Source organism: Hymenobacter translucens (assembly GCF_020685205.1).
Classification (GTDB): Bacteria; Bacteroidota; Bacteroidia; order Cytophagales; family Hymenobacteraceae; genus Hymenobacter; species Hymenobacter translucens.
This window is the reverse complement of the sequence record NZ_JAJERB010000001.1, coordinates 211,712-232,335: the sequence shown is the minus strand read 5'-3', so window position 1 is coordinate 232,335 and position 20,624 is coordinate 211,712. Positions and strand designations below refer to the sequence as shown.

21 protein-coding genes are annotated in these 20,624 nt (G+C 62.7%); 11 read left to right on the top strand and 10 right to left on the bottom strand.

The features are described from left to right. Positions 1-131 precede the first annotated feature (131 nt). Entirely contained in the window at positions 132-734 is a 603-nt protein-coding gene (locus tag LJY25_RS00935; protein ID WP_227606341.1) for a hypothetical protein, read from the top strand. A 74-nt stretch (positions 735-808) separates the two neighbouring features. On the opposite strand, the gene LJY25_RS00930 is transcribed toward LJY25_RS00935, so the two are convergent. Next, a complete protein-coding gene (locus LJY25_RS00930) occupies positions 809-2,143 on the bottom strand; it encodes a M23 family metallopeptidase (RefSeq protein ID WP_227606340.1) in 1,335 nt (444 codons plus the stop codon). 179 nt (positions 2,144-2,322) lie between these two features. Between LJY25_RS00930 and LJY25_RS00925 the strand changes: the two genes are divergently transcribed. From LJY25_RS00925 to LJY25_RS00910, 4 genes are all read left to right on the top strand, one after another. Further along, complete coding sequence (locus LJY25_RS00925) at positions 2,323-2,943, top strand: helix-turn-helix domain-containing protein (RefSeq protein WP_227606339.1); 621 nt, start codon at positions 2,323-2,325, stop codon at positions 2,941-2,943. 122 nt (positions 2,944-3,065) lie between these two features. Next, positions 3,066-4,028 carry a hypothetical protein gene (locus LJY25_RS00920; protein WP_227606338.1) on the top strand — a complete coding sequence of 321 codons (963 nt, stop codon included), beginning with the start codon at positions 3,066-3,068 and terminating at the stop codon, positions 4,026-4,028. Between the two features lie 68 nt (positions 4,029-4,096). Beyond that, positions 4,097-4,948, top strand: coding sequence for a hydroxymethylglutaryl-CoA lyase (locus LJY25_RS00915; protein WP_227606337.1), 852 nt, complete (start codon positions 4,097-4,099; stop codon positions 4,946-4,948). Between the two features lie 128 nt (positions 4,949-5,076). Next, entirely contained in the window at positions 5,077-5,808 is a 732-nt protein-coding gene (locus tag LJY25_RS00910) for a (Fe-S)-binding protein (protein WP_227606336.1), read from the top strand. 263 nt (positions 5,809-6,071) lie between these two features. Here LJY25_RS00910 and LJY25_RS00905 read toward each other — a convergent pair whose 3' ends face one another. Then, positions 6,072-6,458, bottom strand: coding sequence for a DUF2750 domain-containing protein (locus tag LJY25_RS00905; protein WP_227606335.1), 387 nt, complete (start codon positions 6,456-6,458; stop codon positions 6,072-6,074). A gap of 4 nt (positions 6,459-6,462) precedes the next feature. Beyond that, positions 6,463-7,353, bottom strand: coding sequence for a 4-hydroxy-tetrahydrodipicolinate synthase (gene dapA, locus LJY25_RS00900; RefSeq protein ID WP_227606334.1), 891 nt, complete (start codon positions 7,351-7,353; stop codon positions 6,463-6,465). Positions 7,354-7,486: 133 nt separating this feature from the next. Here dapA and LJY25_RS00895 point away from each other — a divergent pair, with 133 nt between their 5' ends. Then, entirely contained in the window at positions 7,487-8,407 is a 921-nt protein-coding gene (locus tag LJY25_RS00895; RefSeq protein WP_227606333.1) for a polysaccharide deacetylase family protein, read from the top strand. A gap of 66 nt (positions 8,408-8,473) precedes the next feature. On the opposite strand, the gene LJY25_RS00890 is transcribed toward LJY25_RS00895, so the two are convergent. The 4 genes from LJY25_RS00890 to LJY25_RS00875 all read right to left on the bottom strand — a co-directional run bounded on the left by LJY25_RS00890 (position 8,474) and on the right by LJY25_RS00875 (position 12,769). Continuing rightward, positions 8,474-8,908, bottom strand: coding sequence for a rhodanese-like domain-containing protein (locus tag LJY25_RS00890; RefSeq protein ID WP_227606332.1), 435 nt, complete (start codon positions 8,906-8,908; stop codon positions 8,474-8,476). 173 nt (positions 8,909-9,081) lie between these two features. Continuing rightward, positions 9,082-11,241 (bottom strand): NAD-dependent DNA ligase LigA, encoded by a 2,160-nt coding sequence (gene ligA / locus LJY25_RS00885; protein ID WP_227606331.1) that lies wholly within the window; start codon positions 11,239-11,241, stop codon positions 9,082-9,084. Positions 11,242-11,432: 191 nt separating this feature from the next. Continuing rightward, the gene (locus LJY25_RS00880; protein ID WP_227606330.1) at positions 11,433-11,942 is read right to left on the bottom strand and encodes a DUF4920 domain-containing protein; all 510 of its coding nucleotides are present in this window, start codon (positions 11,940-11,942) and stop codon (positions 11,433-11,435) included. A 59-nt stretch (positions 11,943-12,001) separates the two neighbouring features. Beyond that, complete coding sequence (locus tag LJY25_RS00875) at positions 12,002-12,769, bottom strand: TapB family protein (RefSeq protein ID WP_227606329.1); 768 nt, start codon at positions 12,767-12,769, stop codon at positions 12,002-12,004. 223 nt (positions 12,770-12,992) lie between these two features. Between LJY25_RS00875 and LJY25_RS00870 the strand changes: the two genes are divergently transcribed. From LJY25_RS00870 to LJY25_RS00860, 3 genes are all read left to right on the top strand, one after another. Then, complete coding sequence (locus LJY25_RS00870) at positions 12,993-13,235, top strand: hypothetical protein (RefSeq protein ID WP_227606328.1); 243 nt, start codon at positions 12,993-12,995, stop codon at positions 13,233-13,235. Then, positions 13,228-13,578 (top strand): hypothetical protein, encoded by a 351-nt coding sequence (locus tag LJY25_RS00865; RefSeq protein WP_227606327.1) that lies wholly within the window; start codon positions 13,228-13,230, stop codon positions 13,576-13,578. Before LJY25_RS00870 ends, LJY25_RS00865 begins: the two co-directional genes overlap by 8 nt. 136 nt (positions 13,579-13,714) lie before the next feature. Continuing rightward, on the top strand, positions 13,715-14,359 hold the full coding sequence (locus LJY25_RS00860) for a cytochrome c oxidase subunit 3 (RefSeq protein ID WP_227606326.1): 645 nt from the start codon (positions 13,715-13,717) through the stop codon (positions 14,357-14,359). Positions 14,360-14,445: 86 nt separating this feature from the next. Here LJY25_RS00860 and LJY25_RS00855 read toward each other — a convergent pair whose 3' ends face one another. Beyond that, positions 14,446-16,677 carry a gliding motility-associated C-terminal domain-containing protein gene (locus LJY25_RS00855; RefSeq protein ID WP_227606325.1) on the bottom strand — a complete coding sequence of 744 codons (2,232 nt, stop codon included), beginning with the start codon at positions 16,675-16,677 and terminating at the stop codon, positions 14,446-14,448. A 157-nt stretch (positions 16,678-16,834) separates the two neighbouring features. Here LJY25_RS00855 and LJY25_RS00850 point away from each other — a divergent pair, with 157 nt between their 5' ends. Beyond that, complete coding sequence (locus tag LJY25_RS00850; protein WP_227606324.1) at positions 16,835-18,844, top strand: M1 family aminopeptidase; 2,010 nt, start codon at positions 16,835-16,837, stop codon at positions 18,842-18,844. A gap of 74 nt (positions 18,845-18,918) precedes the next feature. Here LJY25_RS00850 and LJY25_RS00845 read toward each other — a convergent pair whose 3' ends face one another. Next, positions 18,919-19,509, bottom strand: coding sequence for a hypothetical protein (locus tag LJY25_RS00845; RefSeq protein WP_227606323.1), 591 nt, complete (start codon positions 19,507-19,509; stop codon positions 18,919-18,921). Positions 19,510-19,627: 118 nt separating this feature from the next. On the opposite strand from LJY25_RS00845, the gene LJY25_RS00840 reads away from it, so the two are divergent. Next, positions 19,628-20,110, top strand: a complete 483-nt coding sequence (locus LJY25_RS00840; protein ID WP_227606322.1) for a hypothetical protein — start codon at positions 19,628-19,630, stop codon at positions 20,108-20,110. A gap of 5 nt (positions 20,111-20,115) precedes the next feature. Here the strand turns inward: LJY25_RS00840 and LJY25_RS00835 are convergent, their stop codons facing one another. Next, positions 20,116-20,499, bottom strand: coding sequence for a DUF2147 domain-containing protein (locus LJY25_RS00835; protein WP_227606321.1), 384 nt, complete (start codon positions 20,497-20,499; stop codon positions 20,116-20,118). Between the last annotated feature and the right edge of the window lie 125 nt (positions 20,500-20,624).

Sequence of the window (20,624 nt, the reverse complement as noted above, 5' to 3'; positions counted from 1 at the left end):
TGCGGTACACAGGACCATTAATGTGCCTGAGTAGCAAGTTGGGCGTATTCCTTTCCTTCCGCCTTTCCCACTGCAGGCATTTGTACTTTGCCGTTTCGCATCCCAAGATGAAGATGGTCGCCCCCTCTACCATGAAAAAACTCGTTCTTCCCGTCGCTTTTGTAGCTCTCCTGATGCAAGCCTCTTCCTGCGCCACCACCGAGCGGGAAGTCGGTACCTCCCAGAACGCCGAGCGGGTGTACACGCCCACGCCCGAAGCCCAGCGTAGCCGGCTCACCAGCCGGAGCGTGCTGAACGCGGTGCGCACCACGCACAGCTTCTCGGACCCCAAAACCAAAGACAACTTCGTACTGCTGCTCCAGGGTGCGAAGATTATCAACGGTCAGGCCCGCTTTCTGATTATCAGCAGCACCGGCGACACGCTCCGCAACGAAGTGATGCCGGCCACTGCTTTACTGGACGAGCGGGAGCTGGAAGACCCCCAGGCCGCTACCGTGCGGGACAAGGAAATTGCCATTCTGAAGGGAATGAACAACTTCTTCCGTCCCGACCGGTTTGTCCAGCCCGCCATTCCCAAGTCCGCGGTGCAGCCCACTGAGGCGGATGCCGAAGCCTGGGCCGCCGTACGCGAAGACAACAAAGCCGTTGGCTTCGACTACACCGCCAACGGAGGCCGTGAACGGCGCATTGCCTATGCCAGAAAGCTCCGCAAAGCCGTGGTTATTGCCGAATAACGCCAGGTCTAACCGGTAAAAAAGCCCGCCCCGGAATAACCGGAGCGGGCTTTTTTGTGGTGCTTGTGGTCGGTTCATGCCTTTGGCAGCTTGGCCATCCAGCCCACCCGGCCTGTTGCGCTGCGCACCAGCTGGTAGCGCCCGTATTCTCCCAGCACCGCAACGCGGCTTTGCGCGGGCAGAGTGTCGACGGCCGCAGCGCCGGCCTGCGGGCCCAGATACAGGTCGGTGGCGGCGGCTACCAGCTCCCGGCGCAGAATATCGGTCGTCGGAGCAACTGCTTTGGCTTCGACATACCCCAGCCGCCCATTCGGATCTTCGACCCGAAACCACCTGCCCTGGCTGCCCACCACCAGAAGCGGGGTGTTCCGGCTGATGCCCGCTACCAGTTGCCCGCTGGCAACCGGGCTACGCCGCAGGTCGGCGCGCCTGCTTTGTACGCGCACCCACTGCCCCAGCCGAGCCGGACTGGTACGGGGTGCTTCCGGGGCCAGGCCGGCTTTGCGGATAAACGGGAACGGGTCGATGGCGCCCTGCCCGCTACGATAAATGCCAAAGTGAAGGTGGGGTGAGGTCGTACGGGCGTTGCCGGTATTGCCGACGAGCCCGAGCGTATCGCCCACCCGCACCTGCTGCCCGGCCCAGACCAGCTGCCGGTCGAGGTGGGCGTAGTAGAGGTGCTGTCCGTGCTTTGTGTCGGCCAGCCACACCACCTTACCGCCCAACGGCGTTTCGCCGGTGCGGGTAATAAACCCCGAGACGGCGGCAATGGCCGGCGTACCGCGCTTGGCAAAGATATCGACTCCCTCGTGCCGGCGGGCGCCCCGGTCGCGGTCGGCACCCCAGAAGCTGCCCACCGCCGCGTCCGACTTGCCCAACACCGGGAAGCCCAGAGAGGGACCCCGCTCGATCCGCAGGGTGAAGCGGCCGGTGCGCAGCAGCTCGGGCTGCACCCGCAGCAGATGCTGCCGGTTGTCCTGGGCCACGTAGCTAAAGGCCAGCGCCGCGGTGTCGGCCGAGGTGAGGGCGTGGGGACCGGGCGTCAGCTCAAAGGCATCAAGAAACACGCGGGCCTGGGTGGCTTTGTCGAGGGTGAGGCGGACGCGCACGGTTTCGCCGGCCCGCACGGCATAGCGGTAAGAAGCGGCCATGGCCCGGTCGGCCCGGAAAAAGCCGGTTTCCTGGAAGGGGAGGGTTACCACCAGGGAATCGCGCAGGGCCCGGTCGGCAGCGGCCAGCCAGTCGCGGCCCAGGGCCGTGTCATTGAGGCCGGCCTGGCGGAGACTGCGGGCGTAGGCTTCGTGGGGAGTGGATTTCTGAAAAACGGCGCGGAGCGTTTGCTCTTTGCCGCAGGCCGTGACCAAAAGCAGCAAAAGCAGCAAGCGAAATGACAGGTGGATAGCAGACATCGAATGAATCAGATACAGCTACGCAAACCCGTTTCAGGGGCCGGTAGTTCGATTAACTTGGCAAGTCAGCCTAGCCCGGAAGGAAGCTGTCCGGGCGGCAGTAGCAGGCAACATAGGACCGGGGGCGGCTCAGAAACCGGTATTATTGGCCCACTATTCCTTTATCCGACCCGATATTCATGTTTTCTGCCGAGCGTATTCAGGCACTCCGAAAAAGTAAGGGCTTGTCGCAGGAGCTCCTGGCCGAGCAGTCGGGCATCAGCCTGCGCACGATTCAGCGGGTCGAGCAGGGCGACACCGTACCCCGGGGCCACACCGTGCAGGCGCTGGCCTCGGCTCTGGGCGTCACCCTGGCCGACCTGCGGCTGACGCCCGAGGTAGCCCAGACCACTACCTCCGCGCCGACCCTGGAAGTGTTGCCCGCGCCCCCGGCGCTACGCGACGACCCGGCGTTTCTGCAGCTGCTCAACCTGAGTGCGCTGAGCTTTCTGCTGCTGCCGTTCCTGAACCTCGTGGTGCCGCTGCTGCTGTGGCGGGCCCGGCGGCGCGCCACTGCCCACGTCGCCGAAGTAGGGCGGCGGGTGCTGGGGTTCCAGGTGCTCTGGCAGGTGAGCTGCTTTTTCGGGTACCTGCTGGTAGCCGGGGCGCAGATGCTGGCCGCCCGCTACCTGCACCGGGTGCTGACCGGGGCCTATATCGGGGTGCTGGTGCTTTCGTACGCGGCGAATGTGCTGACGGTGGTGTACTATGCCCGGCAGCTGCGGCGGGGGAATCTGAATATTTACCGTTTTTGGCTGTGAAATAGGTTGCTGGTGGTGAGTTTGTTACATTAAGTGGCGGCCGAATGGCGGCAAAATGGCGCAGGGGCGGAAGGCAGGGCAGGCTAGGTTTGACTCCTTATCCAACCCCAACCTCCATCACCGTGAAACTGCTGTTGAGAATTTTGCTTGCCCTGGTCGTCCTGCTCGTCGTTAGCGGAATCGGGGGCTATTTCTACTTCCGGAATAAGTTTGAGCCTCCGGTTAATCAGCTGGTCGTAAGCCGGCTTCCGGCCACGCTGCCTTTCGTCTGGGCCGGCGACACGACGGTTCCTCACCAGGCTACCCTGGTGCCGGTACGCCTTCCCGGCTGCCCCCGCACCTGCTATCTGCAGTTCGATACCGGCACGCCCTTCACGCTGCTTTATGCGAAGTCGCTGACGGCGCTACGGAGTCGCTACCCCGCCACCCAGGCCCACCTGGCGGCCCCGGCGGACACGGTCAAGAACCTGACCCTGCAGCTGGGCTCGGCGCAGGTGCTGGCCCGACGCCTGCCGGTGTTTCCCCACGGCGGAGCCGCCGAAGTGCCTGCCGACACAGCAACGGCCTTTATCATCGGCACCCTCGGCACCGACATTATGGAGGGCCGCGTACTCGTTATCGACTACCCCAACCAGCGTCTTACCTTGGCTCAGAGCCTGCCCGACAGCCTCGGCCATGGGGCGGCGTTTGCGCCCCTGGAGTTTAAGGGCCGCCGGGTGCTGGTAACCTCCGAGCTGCAGGGCAAACCGGTGCAGATGCTGTTCGACTCCGGCACCAGCGCGTATTCCCTGGTTACCAGCCAGAGCGAGTGGGACAGGCTGGCCCGTCCGGCCGCCCCGGTGCAGAAGCTGAACGTCAACTCCTGGGGCAAGACCCTGACCTCATACACCGCAGCGACGGCAGCCAGCCTGAAGATGGGAGGCGCAGTGGTGCCACTGGGAACCGTTACGCACATCGAGGGCATGAGCCTGCCGCAACGACTGTTGACGCAGTTCTCGGGTATGGGCGGCCTGCTGGGTAACGAGCCGTTTGCTGGTCGTACCATCATTCTGGACGTGGCCGGAAGCCGCTTCGGCGTGCGGTAGGGAATAGGGGCACACTGGGAAGTTCAGCCCGACCACCTACTTTTGCCGCCCACCCTTGTTCGTAGCCCATGAAGCTGATTGAATGCCCCCGCGACGCCATGCAGGGCCTGACGGAGTTTATCCCGACGGCCACCAAGACGGCTTACCTGAACACCCTGCTCGGCGTGGGCTTTGATACGCTCGACTTCGGCTCCTTCGTGTCGCCCAAAGCCATTCCGCAGCTGCGCGACACGGCCGAGGTGCTGGCCGGGCTGGACCTGAGCAAGACGAAAACCAAGCTGCTGGCCATCGTGGCCAACCTGCGCGGGGCCGAAACGGCCGCCGGCTACCCGGAGATTCAGTACATCGGCTTTCCGCTGTCGGTATCCGAGACGTTTCAGCAGCGCAATACCAACAAGAGCATTGCCGAAGCCCTGACCGAGCTGGCTCAGATGCAGGCCTTGTGCGAAATGTCCGGCAAGACGCTGGTGACGTACCTGTCGATGGGCTTTGGCAACCCCTACGGGGACCCGTGGAGCCCGGAGGTAATCGGCGACTTCACCCAGCGCCTCGACCAGATGGGCGTGCGCATCGTGGCCTTGTCGGATACCATCGGCGCTTCGTCCCCGGCAACCATCGCGCCCCTGTTCAGCCAGCTGATTCCGGCGTTTCCCCACATCGAGTTTGGCGCCCACCTGCACACCACCCCCGACTCCTGGCGGGAAAAGGTAGCCGCCGCCTACGAGGCCGGCTGCCGCCGCTTCGACGGTGCTATCGGGGGCATCGGCGGCTGCCCGATGGCCGCCGACGTGCTCACCGGCAACATGGCGACCGAGAACTTGGTGGCGTATCTGGACGAGCAGGGCGAGCAGCTCGGCCTCAGTGCCGAAGCTTTCCTAACCGCCCGCCACCAGGCCGGCAGCGTCTTTGCCAGCCATTAGATCCAGCGCCTGGTGCCGGTAATTCGTGGTCGGTGTTCGGATGCTGGCGCTTCTGCCAACCGCTCCCGCCCGTCCCCATTGCCCGTACGCCTGTCAGCCCTTTCTCCACGTTTCTTCCATTTGCCTGCATGATCCCTGTTGATATTTTCATTCCCTGCTTTGTGGACCAGCTGTTTCCCGAAACGGCCATGAACATGGTGAAGGTGCTGGAGGCCGTGGGCTGTGAGGTGCGCTACAACGGCAATCAGACCTGCTGCGGGCAGCCGGGATTCAATGCCGGGTTCAAAGACGAGGCGTGTCAGGTGGCGCAGAAGTTTCTCCGGGATTTTCCCAATGAGGGGCAGCGCTACATCGTGAGCCCGTCGGCGTCCTGCGTGGGCATGGTGCGCAATTCCTACCCCGCCCTGTTGGGCAACACGCCCGACGAGGCCCGGTACCAGGCGTTGCAGCCCCGCGTCTTTGAAATGACCGAATTTCTGGTGGATGTGCTGGGCATCACCGAAATCCGCGGGGCCCGCCTCGACGGGCGCTACACCTACCACGACTCCTGCTCGGCCCTGCGCGAGTGCGGCATCCGGGAGGCGCCCCGCCGCCTGCTCGACGGTGTCCGGGGCCTGGAACGCATTGAAATGGCCGAGACTACCACCTGCTGTGGCTTCGGCGGCACCTTTGCCGTCAAGTTCGAGGCTATATCCGTGGCCATGGCCGAGCAGAAGGTGGAGCACGCCCTGGCGACCGGCGCCGACTACCTCGTCAGCACCGACACCAGCTGCCTGATGCACCTGGACGCCTACATCCGCCGCGAAAACAAGCCTATCCAAACCCTGCACATTGCCGACGTGTTGGCCAGCGGCTGGTAGGGCTGAGGCCGGGGTATCGTCATTAGCAGCGGCTGGTAAACAAAGGCAGTCATGCTGAGCATGTGGCGCATCAAGCCAGGGACGAAGCATCTCTTCCGCTTCGTTGAATTCCTACTCCAGCATCAGCACGCGAGATGCTTCGGCTTGTGCCTCTGCATGACTGCCTTGTTACATTTTGATTCGCATCATTTCTTCCCAGCTTGCAAAGTGAAAAAGCCCTGACGCGCTTGCATCAGGGCTTTTTTATGCTGAATCAGAAGCAGCTAGTACTTGTTCAGCGCCGCCACGATGTCGCGGAGCAGCTCCTGCTGATTGACCATAAAGCCGGTGCAGTCCCCGATGCCAAAGACGTTGAACAATATCCGCTCATCCAGGGACGGGAGCAAAGACAGGGTAAAGTCGGCCAGCGGAATGTTGCAGACCTGGTAGCCGGGCCACTGCTGCTCGCCGGTAGTTTGGGCAAATTCCGGGTGGGGCCAGATCGACAGAAACGGCTGGTTGTCGAGCTCCGCTACGGCCAGGCCACCGTCAGCGCGCTGCAGGGAGTAAACCACTTCCGAATCGGCGAACTGGCTGATGGAGTAGGCGTAGCGGGAATAAGGCTCCAGGCCCAGAACCGACGTTTTTTCCGTTGGGGTGAGGTTCGACATCTGGCTACAGTAGCTTTTGAATACGCTCCTTGAGGCCGCCGGTAGCCTCCAGCAACGGCAGGCGGGCCGCGGCCGAGCACAATCCCAGGGCTTCGAGGGCAGCTTTTACGCCTACCGGGTTGCTTTCCTCATACATCAGCGGGTTCAGGGGCAGCAGCTCAAACAGCAGCTTGGTGGCCTCGGCGTAGTTGCCGGCCAGGGCGTGGCGCGTCATGTCGCTCATCCGGCGCGGGAAGGCGTTGGCCAGCACCGAAATCACGCCCTCCGCGCCAAACGAAATCATCGGAGTGGTGAGCATGTCGTCGCCGCTGATGAGCATGAAGCCCCTGGGCTTGCGGGCCGCAATGACCATGCACTGCTCCAGGTTGCCGCTGGCTTCCTTGATACCGACGATGTTGGCGTGGTGGGCCAGGCGCAGGGTTGTTTCCGCCGTCAGGTTGGAGCTGGTGCGGCCTGGCACGTTGTAGAGGATGATGGGCAGCGGGCTGGCGTCGGCCAGGCGCAGGTAGTGCTGAATGATGCCGGCCTGGCTTGGCTTGTTGTACGCCGGGCTGGCCGACAGGATGGCCGTAACGCCGCCCAGGTCGGTGGTGCGCAGCAGGTTTTCAACCCCGGCCGTATCGTTGCCGCCGATGCCGTACACCAGCGGTACGCGGCCGGCTATGTGCTCTTTGACGACGCGCAGAATCTCGGCCCGCTCGTCGGCCGTGACCGTCGGCGACTCGGCGGTGGTGCCGTTGATGACCAGGTATTCGGCTCCGCCTTCGATGGTGAAGTCGAGCAGGCGGCGCAGGGCCGGGTAGTCGACGGCGTGGTCCGGAGTGGGCGTGAAGGGCGTAATGAGGGCTACACCGGTGCCCCGAACCGAAGGAAGGCGGGAATCAAGTTTGTCCATGCGGGGAATAAGCTGTTGTTTTGTGCTTTGGATGGTCAGGCGAAGGTACAAACCGACGTGTTGCGGGCCGTTATCCGGTATCTTTTCTTTCTCCCGACGTTGCCGGCCCCGGGCCGGTGTGCAGTACCCACTTATGCGTATTACCCGTTTCCCGCTCGTAGCAGCGGTTTCCTTAGCCGCTTCCGCGGTCTTCTCTTCCTGCGAAACCAAGCCCGCCACGGCCTCCGAGGCCGCCGTCAACGCCACCACCGAAGCCCGCGCCGACTCGACCGCGACGCCCGCGGCCACCCAGTCGGCCGAAGCTGCTGCCACGGCGGCACCCGACCCGAGCAGCATCCCGGCCGGCAGCATTGCCGACGCGGCCACCATCACGGCCCGGCCCCAGGTGCCGATTCTCTGCTACCACCAGATCCGCGACTGGCGGGCCAAGGACTCGAAAGGCGCCAAAGACTACATCGTGCCGGTGGCCCGGTTCCGCGAGCAGATCAAGATGCTGGCCGACAGCGGCTACCATACCATCCTGCCCGACCAGCTCTATGCCTACCTGACCACCGGGGCCAAGCTGCCGAGCAAGCCCATCATGCTCACCTTCGACGACACCGACCTCGACCAGTACACCGTGGCCGCGCCCGAGCTGAAAAAGTACGGCTACAAGGCCGTGTACTTCGTGATGACCGTGAGCCTGGGCCGCCCCAACTACATGAGCAAGGCGCAGGTAAAGGAGCTGTCGGATGCCGGCAACGTTATCGGCTCCCACACCTGGGACCACCACAACGTGAAGAAGTACCAGGGCCAGGACTGGGTAACGCAGATTGAAAAGCCCACCAAGACGCTCGAGGAAATCACCGGCAAGGAAATCAAGTACTTCGCCTACCCCTTCGGCCTGTGGAACCAGCAGGCTATTCCGGAGCTGAAAAAGCGCGGCATGGTGGCCGCCTTCGTGCTGGCCGAGAAGCGGGACCCCATCGACCCGCTGTTCACTATCCGCCGCATCATTGCCAGCGGCTACTGGAGCGCCCGCACCCTGCACAACAGCATTGTGCAGAGCTTCTAGCCCTGTCTCAACAACAAAAAAGCCCCGGCGCACGCCGGGGCTTTTTTGTTGCTTTATAAGCAGCCCTTATTCCGTTTTCAGTCCCGCGTCCTTCAGCGTTTTGAAGCCGCCGGCGTTGCGCACGTCGCGGAAGCCCTTGTCCAGCATAAGCGTCGCGGCCTGGTTGCTGCGGTTGCCGGAGGCGCAGTACAGCACGTACGTGCGCTTAGGATCGAGGCGGGCTACCTGCTGGGCAAAGTCGGGGGCGCGGAAGTTCAGGTTCTTAGCCCCGGCGAGGTGGCCGGTAGCAAACTCTTCCGGCGTGCGCACGTCGAGCACCGTAACGTTGGCCTGCTTCTGCAGTCTGGCTACCGCGGCGGCATCAACGACCAGCGGCTTGTGGGCCAGCAGCGTCACATCAACTTTATCCTGCACCGGGCCAGCCGGACTGACCGGGGCCGTCTGGGCAGTGGCAGCAAAGCAGACGAGCAGCAGGGCAGGAGCGAGCAGCAGCGTTTTCATGACCAGGAAAAAGTAAGAGGAGATTCGAAACGAAAGGCCGCGGCAACTGGTGGCGGCGGAAGCATTATACTTTCAACCGTGAGCCGGGGTGGGGATTGCCCGAACCCGTAAAAAGGCCCGGTCCGGCTCACGATTGAAAGCACAGAGCGCGTGGTGGGACGCGTTTCGGAGCGCTAAAATAAGGAACCTTGGCGACCTAAATCGTTTGCGGAACTTTTAGGGGCCGGGAAAGTCTCCAAATTCTTCGATTCCACGCTGGAATCAGAGTTTTTGAGAGCTAAAATTTCTTCCTCCGGTTGAGCTTCGTCTTCACCGGGCAGCATGGCCAGCAAATCGGCCTCGCCGATGATGGGCACCTTGAGCGTAGTGGCCTTTTCCCGCTTGGCTGGGCCCATTTTGTCGCCGGCAACCAGGTAGCTGAGCTTCTTGCTGATCGAGCCCGTTACCTTCCCGCCGTGGCTGACAATCAGCGCTTCGAGCTCGTCGCGGCTGTGGTCCTCGAACACCCCCGACAGCACAAAGGTGAGGCCCGCGAGCCGGTCGGAATGGGCCTGGGGAGCCTCGCCGGTGAGCACCAGCTGCACGCCGGCCGAGCGCAGGCGCTCGATCAGCTCCCGGTTGCCGGCGTCCTGCAGCCAGAAGGCCAGCGACTCGGCAATTACGCCGCCTACTTCGGGCGTCGCGGCCAGCTCCTCGGCCGAAGCCGCCATCATCGCGTCGATGCTGCGGTAGTGAAGGGCCAGCTTTTCGGCCACCGTTTCCCCCACATAGCGGATGCCCAGGCCAAACAGCACCCGGTCGAAAGGCACCTGCTTGCTGCCCTCAATGCCGGCCAGCAGGTTGGTAATCGACTTTTCGCCCAGTCGCTCCAGCTTTACCAGCTCGTCGCGGCGCTGGGGCAGGTCGTAGATGTCGGCCGGGGTTTGCAGCAGGCCCAGGTCAAAGAAACGGCCCACGGTTTCGGCGCCCAGCCCTTCAATGTTCAGCGCCTTGCGCGAGACGTAGTGCTCGAGCCGGGCCTTGAGCTGGGGCGGGCAGCCCCGCTCGTTGGGGCAGCGGTAGTGGGCCTCACCCTCGGGCCGGACCAGGGGCGTATTGCAGGCCGGGCATTCGGTGGGATAGCGGATGGGCTCGGCCCCGGCAGGCCGGGCGCCCAGGTCCACACCCGTAATCTTGGGAATGATTTCCCCGCCTTTCTCCACGAATACCAGGTCGCCCAGGCGCAGGTCGAGGGCGGCAATCTGGTTGGCATTGTGGACCGAAGCGCGCTTCACCACGGTGCCGGCCAGGGGCACAGGGTCGAGCATGGCCACCGGCGTCACGGCCCCGGTGCGGCCCACCTGGTACTGAATGGTGTTCAGGCGGGTGCGGGCTTTTTCGGCGGGGTACTTATAGGCAATGGCCCAGCGGGGGCTTTTCGCCGTGAAGCCCAGGATTTCCTGCTGGCGGAAGTCGTCCACCTTAATCACAATGCCGTCGGTGGCCACGGGCAGCTCAAACCGCTTCTTCTCCCACGCGTGAATGAAGTCCAGCACCTCGGTAATCGTGTTGCAGCAGCGCCAGGTGTCGGATACGGGCAGGCCCCAGTCTTTCAGGGCCCGAAGCGACGCGCTGTGCGAGCTGAAGACCCGGCCGGGGCTCAGGAAGCTGTAAGCGAAGAAGCGCAGGCGCCGCGCCGCCACCAAGGCCGAATCCTGGAGCTTGAGCGTGCCGCTGGCCGCGTTGCGTGGGTTCGCCAGCAGGGCCTCGCCGTTCTGCTCCCGCTCGGCATTCAGATCGTTGAAGACCGGGTTAGGCATAAAGATTTCGCCCCGCACCTCAAATTCCCGGGGCTGGCCGGGCGCCGGGCGCAGGTGCAGGGGGAGGTTCTTGATGGTGCGCACATTGGGCGTCACCACGTCGCCGCGGGTACCGTCGCCGCGGGTAACCCCCTGGGTCAGCTGCCCGTCCTCGTAGGTGAGGCTCATGGCTACGCCATCAAACTTCATTTCGCAGACGTAGGTGTAGTCGTCGGAGTCCAGCACCCGGCGCACCCGCTCGTCAAACTCCCGCAGGTCGGCCTCGGAGTAGGTGTTGCCCAGGCTGAGCATGGGGTAGCGGTGCAGGGCCGTCGGAAACTGCTTGGTGATGGTGCCGCCCACGCGCTGGGTGGGGGAGTTGGGCAGGGCCAGCTCCGGGTACTGCTGCTCCAGGGTTTGCAACTCGGCCAGCATCCGGTCGAATTCCTGGTCCGAGACGTCAGAAACGTCGTTCTGGTAGTATTGGTGATTGAGGTAGTGAAGCCGCTCGGTGAGCTGCTGAATCTGCTGCTGAATGGAGTTCTGGTCGGGCATAAGGCAAAAATAACCGGCGGGAAGTCAGGTACGCAGTGCAGTACGAAGTTTAGGGCCCCAGGTCGTTCTGCCCGTGCATCCGCCGGGCCGGCCCAGGGCTTTCACCACCAACGCGGTTCCGCGGCGGGTTGTCGCAAAAAGCAAAAGGCCGCCCGGGGGCAGCCTTTCGACAGGTATTCGATACGAAAGCACTAGTCCTGCACCAGCACGCCATCGGCCATAAAGGTGAGCTGCTCATCGGGCTTTGTGATGGCGGCAACTTCCTTGGCCGACTTGCCTGCATCCTTGGCGTAGTGCTGCAGGTCTTCGACCGGCACGATTTCCCGGTGGGCCCAGCCATCGATAACCACCGTCTTGCCGGTCAGGTCTTTCGGAACGAAGAAGGCATAGTCTTTAAACCGCACCCGCATTTCCTTGCCCTCCGTGGTTTTCATCGTCAGCCAGCAGCCCTTGGCCTGGCACACGCCGGTGGCCGTACCGACCAGCTTCACTTTGGCGGAGTCCTGGTTGCCCAGGGCTTTTGGCAGCTCGGCAAGAGGCAGGGCGCCGTCCGAGGTGGTCGCGGCGCCGTAGGTTTTGCCGGTCACGGCCACAGCAGGCGCAGCCGTGGTGGTCGCGGAAGTTGTGGCGGGAGTTGTGTTGGACTGACAGGCCGCCAGCGACAGGAGGGAGGCGGCCAGGGTGGCAGTGAAAAGCTTCATGGAAGGTGGGCTAACAGCTTGAGCGTGAGTAAGGGCCCAAAACTACATTTTTTCGCCCGCTATTCCTTGCTCCCCGTGCGCGAGGCCAGCACCCGGGTCTGTACGAGCTTGCCGTTCTTGCCGTAAATCTCGGTTTTCACCACTCCATGGCCGGGCGAGTAATAGTCTACCACCCGGTTGAGCGTGTGAAAAGCAACGTCGGCCCGCGCCGAGGTGCTGTTGTCGCGCTCCGACTCCACCTTGTAGCACGGAAACGTGCCGGCGGGCGTCGTGACCGCAGCCAGCCCGCTCACCACCCGCCGTTTGCGGAACATGGTGCTGACTTTGGCAATGGCAACCACCGATGAACTCACGTTCACCGTCACGCCCCCGTCCGGGAGCTTGCTGCCGGTGGTGGGCTGGTTGGGCCAGGCCAGGGCGGTGGGCACGTACTCAAACTTTCGGTCCCGAAACGACTTCAGCGCCTCGGGGTTGAAATCTGCCAGCCCATCGGAGAAGGTAGTGTCGCGGCGGCAGCTGAACGTCAGGTCCTGCTGGCGCTGCAGACGGTTTTTCTGGTCGTACACTCCGCTCTTGACGAGCACGTTGGTGGTCGTAACGGTTTTCTTTTTGTTGGTTTCAAAGCTGAGCCGCACAACGCGGGTGCGGATGATGCCGCTGGGCTTACCCTTCTCATCCAGCAGCTGGTAAACCAGCTCGTGGTTGTCGGCCAGGCCGAAGGGGTGGTCACAGCCGGTCGGGGGCGCGGTTTTGATCGTATCGGTGGTCTGGGCGGCAGCGGACTGCAGTAGCACCAGCAGCAGGAACAGAGGAAGGCGAATGCGCATTGAATGGAGATGAATAGTAGAAGCTACCCCGACAACATACGCAGCCTCTGTTATTTGGATGATACCGGTTGAGCTTTGGGGCACCCACCACGTTGCGTTTGCCGTAGAGGGGTGGTATGTTTGACCATTCACCCCGGTGCCGGTAGCTGCCGGCACCGGGGCCGGTCCCGCTCTACAAAACCTTTGCCAGCCCCGGGCTGGTTTACCTTCTTCCGCTGCCCCTATGGCTTCCTCTTCCCAACAACCTGCTTCCAACTGGGCCGACATGGCCGCTTCCCTGCTCAACAAGCTTTCCGGCGGCGTAGAGCTGGCCCTTACGTTTGACCAGATGGAGCTGCAGGTTCCCACCGACCAGAACGCGTCTTCTACCTGGCGGCTGAACGGCTCCCTGCGCATCAAAACCAAAGGCGAAAGCGCGGGCACTGTCCTGCCACCCGCCCAGCCCAACGCCGGCAACGTTGGCTAGTGCCCTGGAAATCGAGGCCCGGCTGGTCATATCCCACGATGGGGATGATATTCAGGTGGCCGCGGCCGGCACGTACCTGATTGTCAACTTTCCCAGCCAGCGGGTACTCGACAAGCTCACCAGCGGGCCCAAGAAGGAACCCGGGCCCCGGCGCGAAAAAGAGAAGTCCGGCGGGGGACTCGATGCCTTGCAGCAGCTCCATGACCTGGCCCAGCGCCTGGGCCTCGTACTTGACCTGCGCGTGGGCGGCAAAACCTACGTGACCTTTGGAATCGGCCGCTCGCCCAAGATTACCATGAGCGCGGTACTAGGGAAAATCGGGTCTTTTTTCAGCGGGTCCTAGGCGGCCGGAACCACCTGTCCGGCCCCGGGCTTTTTACGTATCTTGGTTAGAGGCCAACAGCACCGCCACGTGGAAAATGGAGCGGAACTAAAGGCCGTTAGATTGGTTGTTCCAGCGGGCCGCTACTCCCTTTTTCATGAACTCCGACAAAGAACACAAAGACAAGGTAGGCGCCGGGCATCCGGCTTCCGCCTTCACGCGCATTGAGCGGGTACCGCCCCTGATGATGCTGCTTTACCTGAGTATGGTCGGCATCACGGTGCTGTTCGTTATTCTGGTGGCTGCCTATGCCCAGACGCGCTACTACAGCTCCCTGCCGAGCGGTCTGCACCCGTTTCCGCGGTATTTCTCCCTGAGCACCATCGTGCTGCTGGTAAGTAGCTACACCCTGAGTCAGGCGCCCCGACTATACAAAGAGGACGATGTATCGGGCCTGGTCCGCTGCCTGGGAGCCACGCTGCTGCTGGGCATCACCTTTATCGGGCTGCAGCTGCTGGGCTGGCGGGAGCTGGTGCAGCAGGGCATATTCTTTTCCGGCGAAGCGAGCGGCACGTACGTCTACATTATCTCGGCGTTGCACGTGACCCACCTGCTGGGCGGCATCGTGTTCCTGACTTTGCTGCTGATGCACTCCCTCCACGCCTCGCGCGACGCGGTTCGTACCCTAGTCTTTATTCGCAACCCCTTCCGGATGCGTCAGCTGCGCATGCTGGGACTGTACTGGCATTACATCGACGGCCTCTGGATTGCGCTGTTTGCCGTTTTCCTTTTTCTCTACTAGCTGAATTTAGCAGCTGGAATTGCTCATTAAGAAAAACTCCCTGGCCAGTGCGGTCGGGGAGTTTTTTTTCCGGAAGGAGCAGCGCGTTACGGCGACAAGGTGATGGTCCCCTTAAAGCGTTTCTTGTCGGTGTATTCGATAAGGTAATAGTAAACCCCGGCGGGCAGGCGGCCCCCATCCCAGCGGAACACGCGGTCGGTGGTGCGGTACACCTCGTTGCCCCACCGGCTGAAGATCTTGACGGTGGCAAACCGGGATTCGCAGAAATCCGGAGGCAGATCGGGGAGGGCAAAGACATCATTGAGGCCGTCCCCGTTTGGCGTGATAATGTTGGGCGGCAGAAACGGCAGGGAGTCGGGGCTGATAACTTCGAAGCGCACCGTGCGCGACTGCGAAACCGGCCGGCAGGTCGACTCCAGCAGCAGGAAGGTTACTTCCAGCCCGGTTTGCTGCACGGCTGAGCAGCTGGCATCCCAGCGGAAAGTCGCTGTAGCCCGGCCGGGGCCGTTGCGGGGCGTAAAGGTCATGCCCACGGCCGGCAGGTCAAACCCGTTGCCCAGGGCTGTGAGCGTAAGCTGGTCGTTGTCGGTATCCAGGCCTTCGAACGTTGCCTCAAACACGCCCCCTAGGGGGCGGCGGATCAGGATGGGTGGCGCCGTCGGACTGCCTTCCGCGGGCAGGCTGGTCGTGAGCGTGGGGGCAGTGTTCTGGTAGTCTATCTGAACCGGGATGACAAGGGTACTGGCCTGCCGGTCGCCACACGGCGAGGCCACGGCTGCAAACTCAAACTGGTAAGCAGGCTGGTCAATGGCCCGGCAGTCGACGCGCCAGGTAAACCGGCCCCGGGTCTGGTTTCCACTCACCGACTGCGTCAGCTGGGCCCCCAGCACCGACGGAGCAAACCCCCGGCCGGTCATTTCCAGAGTAATCGGGTCGTTGTCGGCATCCGTTGCCGTAAGGTCGAAGGTTATCAGGTTCCCGGGCTTGGCGCGCAGGGGCAGCACGGCATTGCTGGTCAGGGCCGGGGTGCTGTTCGGGTCGGGTACGGCCGTAAATGCCAGGCGCACGGTGTCGCGCTTGGGCAGGCTGCACCCGTCATCGCCCACAATCACGTCGAGCAGGTATACGCGCCCCCGCGTGTTGAAGCAGGCCGGAAAGCAAAGCTGGGAAACCAGGGTATCGGGGGCTCCGGGCGTCCGCACCGTACCCTGCGAAACGGTAAACGTGGGCAGGGCAGCCGTCGAAAAGTTAACCGGGCTCAACGACAACGACAGGCGGGAAGTGGGGTCGGGGTCGGTGAAGCGCAGCGTAAAGCAGCGGTTGGCACCCGGGCGCACCCGCAGCGTATCCAGTCCTTCGCGGTAGGGCCGGCCGGCTCCGGTGGTTTGTACGGTCATGCTCGGAGGCGTATTGCGGGGGCAGCTGAGCACCTTGAGCTGAAAGTCGCGGCGCACTTCCCCGATCTTTTCACCCCGGCGGTATTCCGAGCACTTGATGCCAAAGACATAAAGTCCCAGCTGGCTGGGCTGTACCGTAAGCCGGCCCGAGGTGCGCCCAATGCTTAGCGTTGGAGTGCCGGGAATCTGGCTGAGCGTGCTGCGGCCCGGCAGCCAGGTGATTTCCCGGTAGGGCGCCGAGGTGGCAACCGCCGGCTTGGGTTGGGCCGGGGTGCCGCCGTCGAGGGGCGTTACCAGTTCGTAAACCAGCGAATCCTTGTCAGCGTCCTGGCCGGCGAAGTCGTAGTAGAACAGCTCCCCGCGGCAGGCGTAGTCGCTCAGGGGAGGGAAGATGCGCGGTGTGGAGTTGAAGAAGTCCTGCCCCCCGCGCGTGACGGCCGGAAACTCCAGGTAAAAGGTCTGGCCGGTGTCGCCGGGCGCCTGGATGTTGCTGATGCCATTGTTGCGGCAGCAGCGCTGCACGGCGGCGTAGTAGCCCGCGGGGCTGTTGTACTGGCTGGCGGGCAGGTCGATAACGCGGGTGTAGACCAGGCGCTTGGTGCTGAGCGAGGGAGACGTGCAGGCAGGATTCGTATAGGGCACGAACGTGTCGCTGGTCAGGGGCAGTACCACGTCCTGCTTTCGGATATTGTTGCCCTTGTCGAAGATGCTGACCGTAAGGTCGCTGTCGAGCGCGCCGCTGCTGCCGTTCAGGGCGTCGAAGTACAGGTTCAGCGTCAGCCGGTAGCTGCTGCCGGACAGGTGCTGCAGGTCCATTTCCCCGCCTACGATGTGCGTGGCAGTGGCCACCCGGGCGCCCAGCACGAGCAGGAGCAGAAAACCCAGGCGGCAGAAAAAGGGTGCGTAGTAGAAGTGAGGCATCGGTAGAAGGTCAGCGGCTAAAGAACGCTCGTCAAATATACGAAGCCCGGGGGCCTGGATGGGAACTGATCCGCAAGACTTTATGTGGCTGACTACGTACCTTCGTGCGCGGCCCCACGGGGCCATCTAGCTGTTTCTGTTTTCCTTACTCCTATCTATGCGCTCCTTTCTTTACTCGCTTGCGGCCGCTTTGCTCCTGACGGGGCCGGCTTGGGCCCAGAGCCCTGCTTCCCGCCTGCTGCCCGCCGACCTCGACGGCAGCGCCGCGCTGGCCTGTGCCAAGGGTCGGATTTCCGGCGCCCTGCTCCAGCCTGCCACGACCGTCCGGCACCGGCAGAAAATGGACCGCTACGACGTAAAGTATTACAAGCTGGACATTGCCCTCGAGAATAACTCCCGCAACGTGGGCGGCTCGGTGCGGATACAGGCCCGGGCCGGGGCCCAGGCGCTCGATTCCCTGGCTTTTGAGTTGTTTTCAACGTTCACCATCGACTCGGTAGTGGTAAACGGCCGCCGGGCTCAGGGCCTGCGCCGCGTGGGGGGTGACGTTACCGCCGGGCTCGGAGCCAGCGTGCCGGCCAACTCGCTGTTCAACGCCTTGATCTACTACCGTGGCACGGCGCCCAATGGGGGTTCAGCCGCCATCGGCAATGCCCTCGATTCCCGTCCCGACCCTACCTACAACGTGCCCGTGACGTGGAGCCTGAGCGAGCCTTTTCACGCCTACGAGTGGTGGCCCTGCAAGCAGGTACTCACCGACAAAGCCGATTCGTCGGATGTCTGGGTTACCACTGCTGCCATCAACAAGGTGGGCTCCAACGGGGTGCTGCAGCGTGTTACGCCCCTGCCGGGAAACAAGAGCCGCTACGAGTGGAAGTCGCGGTACCCGATTGCGTACTACCTGATTTCCGTAGCGGTGGCCCCCTACATCGAGTATGTGAATTTCGCCAACCCGGCGGGTGGCCCCCAGATTCCGATTGTCAACTACGTGTACAACAACGCGGCGCTGAACAACTTCCGCGCGGAGATGGACCGGACGCCGGGGTTCATCGAGAACTTCTCTAACCTGGTCACGCCCTATCCCTTCGCCCGGGAGAAGTACGGGCACAGCATGGCGCCCATCGGCGGGGGCATGGAACACCAGACGATGACCACCCAGGACGGTTTCACCTTCACGCTGACCGCGCACGAGCTGTTTCACCAGTGGTTTGGCAACAACGTGACCTGTGCCTCCTGGGAGGATATCTGGCTGAACGAAAGCTTTGCCTCCTACGGAGAGTACCTCTCGCTTCACGCCCTGGCGTCGCCGGCTAACGCCCGCAGCTGGATGGACCAGGCCCACGCCACCGCTATGTCCCAGGCTGGCGGCAGCGTCCGCGTGCCCGACACCACGAACGTGGGCCGCATCTTCAGCGGACGGCTCAGCTACAAGAAAGGCGCCGCCGTCGTGCACATGCTGCGCTACCTGCTCAACGACGACACCAAGTTCTTCCGGGCCCTGCGCACCTACCAGAACACCTACGCGGGCGGCACGGCCCGCACCCGCGACCTGCAGCGCATCTTTGAAGCGGAAGCCGGCCGCTCCCTGACGTACTTTTTTCAGCAGTGGTACGCGGGCCAGGGGCACCCGACCTTCTCGACGCGCTGGAACCAGGTGGGCAACAGCCTGCACCTGCAAACCAACGAAACCGTTTCCTTTCCCTCCGCAACGCCCTTTTTCGATACCGAGCTCGACTACCGCATTACCTTCAGCTCCGGCCCGGCCCGCATCGTGCGGCTACGCCAGAGCCAGACAGTTTCGTCGTTCAGCGTTCCGGTTACCGGTACCGTCACCGGCATTCAGCTTGACCCCGACCAGTGGATCCTGAACGGCGCCGGCACCGTGGTCCAGGACAACACCCTCATTCTGGCCAACCGGGCCCCGATTCAGGCGGCGCGCCTGAATGTATACCCCAACCCCTGCCGCGACGTGCTGGTGCTGGCGGAGGCACCCGCCCGCGGCGCCGAAGCGGAAGTCACTGACGTAACTGGACGCATTGTGCTGCGGCAGACCGTTGGAGCCGGTCAGAATCAGCTTTCCACCCAGGCCCTGGCCCCGGGCCTCTACCACCTGCGCCTCATGGCTGCTGACGGGGCCGTTTCCCTGGCCCGCTTCGTACGGGAGTAACCCTGCTCTTTCGTGAAAAAAGGTCCTGCTAAGCGTTAGCAGGACCTTTTTTGTTTGGGCTCCCGCAGCGCCGGTCAGGCGTTTTTCTGCAGCACCACTTCCATCAGCTCATCAAAGGAGTGCGGCGGAGTAAAAATGGCGTCCTGGTAAGGGTTATGAAAAAAGCGAATAAAGCCCGGGTTGCCGTTCATCAGAATCAGGTCGAGCGTGATGGTGCCGAAGCGCTGGTTGCAGTTGCCGGATTTCGGGCAGTCCTGGGGCTTGGGCTTGAGAAAGTGCTTGTAAACCGTTTCGGTGCAGTGCTCATTTTTGCGCGTGCGCCAGTCGGAAGCGGCCAGGTTATAGCCCTGGGCCAAGACCTGGTCGCGCAGAAAGTCAAAGAAAAAGCGAAAGTTCCGGGGGCCGATGCTGGGGTCGTAAAAAAACACGGCTCCCTGCCGGCCGCAGTCGTGGAGTAGCTGCACGCGCAGGCCCTCAGGAGCGCTGATGCCGGCTTTGCCGTAGTGGTAGGCTTTGAAATAAGGCCCCGTCCAGTTGCGGTAGGTGCCGGCGGCTACCCACTGCGCGAGAGCCCGCTGCTCGGCCGCCGAGGGCTGAGTAGGGTGCCACGACCCCTGGGCGGCAGGGCGCAGGCTTTGGAGGAAGCGTTTAAAGAATTCAGACAAAGGATAAAATATCTTGCTTTCAGGGAAAACACCAGCCCGCTGAAATAGTTTTTATAGCCGGTTGCAGCTTCCAACGTGGCCGGGTCGTCTTTTTAGCTTACGATTCTACTTGATTTCTATGGTTGCCAAATCTTCTTCCGCCAAACACCGCGTTGCACTGAAACAAGAACTGCTGGCCGAGTGCCGCCGCCTGCAACAGCAGAAAGTTGACACCGCCCGGCAGGCCATGCTCGACGTGCAGGAAAGCGCCAATGAAAGTCAGGGAGCCATCGAAGACAAGTTTGAGTCGTTCCGCGAAGCCTGCCAGATCCAGCGCGACCTGTACGCCCGTCAGCTGGACGAAGCCCTGAGCGGCCTGCAGGTGCTTCAGCGTCTGCCCGATGCGCACACGCCCCGCAACCAGCCCGGTCTGGGCTCCGTGGTCGTTACTGATTCGCAGACGTACTATATTTCTCTGAGCCTGGGCGAGGTAAAGGTCGGCGGGCAGACCTACTGCGCCATCTCGGCTTTTTCCCCGCTGTACCTGGCCATGGCCAAAACGCAGGTCGGCGAAACGTTCTCGTTCCGGGGCAAAACCCACCGCATCCAGGAAATCCTGTAGCCGGCCTACTTTACCCGCGACCAGTAGTGCGAGCGGCCGATGATGGAGAAGCCGATGTAGCCCTTCACTTCCATCCGGTCCTTGTTGGCCATGCTCAGGTAGCAGGAATAGGTACGCCCATTGTGCGGGTCATAGATCTGCCCGTCTTCCCAGCGGCCGGAACCGGCACTGTAAGTCAGCCCCTGTAGCACGACCAGGTTCTGTAGGGGCTGGTTGCGCTTGTGCGGCTCGGGGTTGCGGGCGTCCAGCTTGGGGTGGCCGGTGCGGGCATCGTTTGGTTCGCGCAGCCAGACCAGCCGGCCGCAGAGCTTCTCGCCACAGTGGTAAACTTCAATGTGCGCATCCCCTGAGTCATCTACCCACACCCCCAGGGGCGAGACTGTTTGCAAGGGCGAACCCAGCCAACCAGTCGACCATAGCAGCAACGTTAGAATCAGCGTTTTAACCACTTTGATTTGCCTTTAGGCCTGTCCTTGGGAGGGTGAAATAAATATCAGGACGGGCAAGGTACCAA

Coding starts and splice junctions, on each gene's coding strand:
- LJY25_RS00935 (WP_227606341.1), top strand. CDS start 132: ATGAAAAAACTCGTTCTTCCCGTCGCTTTTGTAGCTCTCCTGATGCAA.
- LJY25_RS00930 (WP_227606340.1), bottom strand. CDS start 2,143: ATGTCTGCTATCCACCTGTCATTTCGCTTGCTGCTTTTGCTGCTTTTG.
- LJY25_RS00925 (WP_227606339.1), top strand. CDS start 2,323: ATGTTTTCTGCCGAGCGTATTCAGGCACTCCGAAAAAGTAAGGGCTTG.
- LJY25_RS00915 (WP_227606337.1), top strand. CDS start 4,097: ATGAAGCTGATTGAATGCCCCCGCGACGCCATGCAGGGCCTGACGGAG.
- LJY25_RS00910 (WP_227606336.1), top strand. CDS start 5,077: ATGATCCCTGTTGATATTTTCATTCCCTGCTTTGTGGACCAGCTGTTT.
- LJY25_RS00905 (WP_227606335.1), bottom strand. CDS start 6,458: ATGTCGAACCTCACCCCAACGGAAAAAACGTCGGTTCTGGGCCTGGAG.
- dapA (WP_227606334.1), bottom strand. CDS start 7,353: ATGGACAAACTTGATTCCCGCCTTCCTTCGGTTCGGGGCACCGGTGTA.
- LJY25_RS00895 (WP_227606333.1), top strand. CDS start 7,487: ATGCGTATTACCCGTTTCCCGCTCGTAGCAGCGGTTTCCTTAGCCGCT.
- LJY25_RS00890 (WP_227606332.1), bottom strand. CDS start 8,908: ATGAAAACGCTGCTGCTCGCTCCTGCCCTGCTGCTCGTCTGCTTTGCT.
- ligA (WP_227606331.1), bottom strand. CDS start 11,241: ATGCCCGACCAGAACTCCATTCAGCAGCAGATTCAGCAGCTCACCGAG.
- LJY25_RS00880 (WP_227606330.1), bottom strand. CDS start 11,942: ATGAAGCTTTTCACTGCCACCCTGGCCGCCTCCCTCCTGTCGCTGGCG.
- LJY25_RS00875 (WP_227606329.1), bottom strand. CDS start 12,769: ATGCGCATTCGCCTTCCTCTGTTCCTGCTGCTGGTGCTACTGCAGTCC.
- LJY25_RS00870 (WP_227606328.1), top strand. CDS start 12,993: ATGGCTTCCTCTTCCCAACAACCTGCTTCCAACTGGGCCGACATGGCC.
- LJY25_RS00860 (WP_227606326.1), top strand. CDS start 13,715: ATGAACTCCGACAAAGAACACAAAGACAAGGTAGGCGCCGGGCATCCG.
- LJY25_RS00855 (WP_227606325.1), bottom strand. CDS start 16,677: ATGCCTCACTTCTACTACGCACCCTTTTTCTGCCGCCTGGGTTTTCTG.
- LJY25_RS00850 (WP_227606324.1), top strand. CDS start 16,835: ATGCGCTCCTTTCTTTACTCGCTTGCGGCCGCTTTGCTCCTGACGGGG.
- LJY25_RS00840 (WP_227606322.1), top strand. CDS start 19,628: ATGGTTGCCAAATCTTCTTCCGCCAAACACCGCGTTGCACTGAAACAA.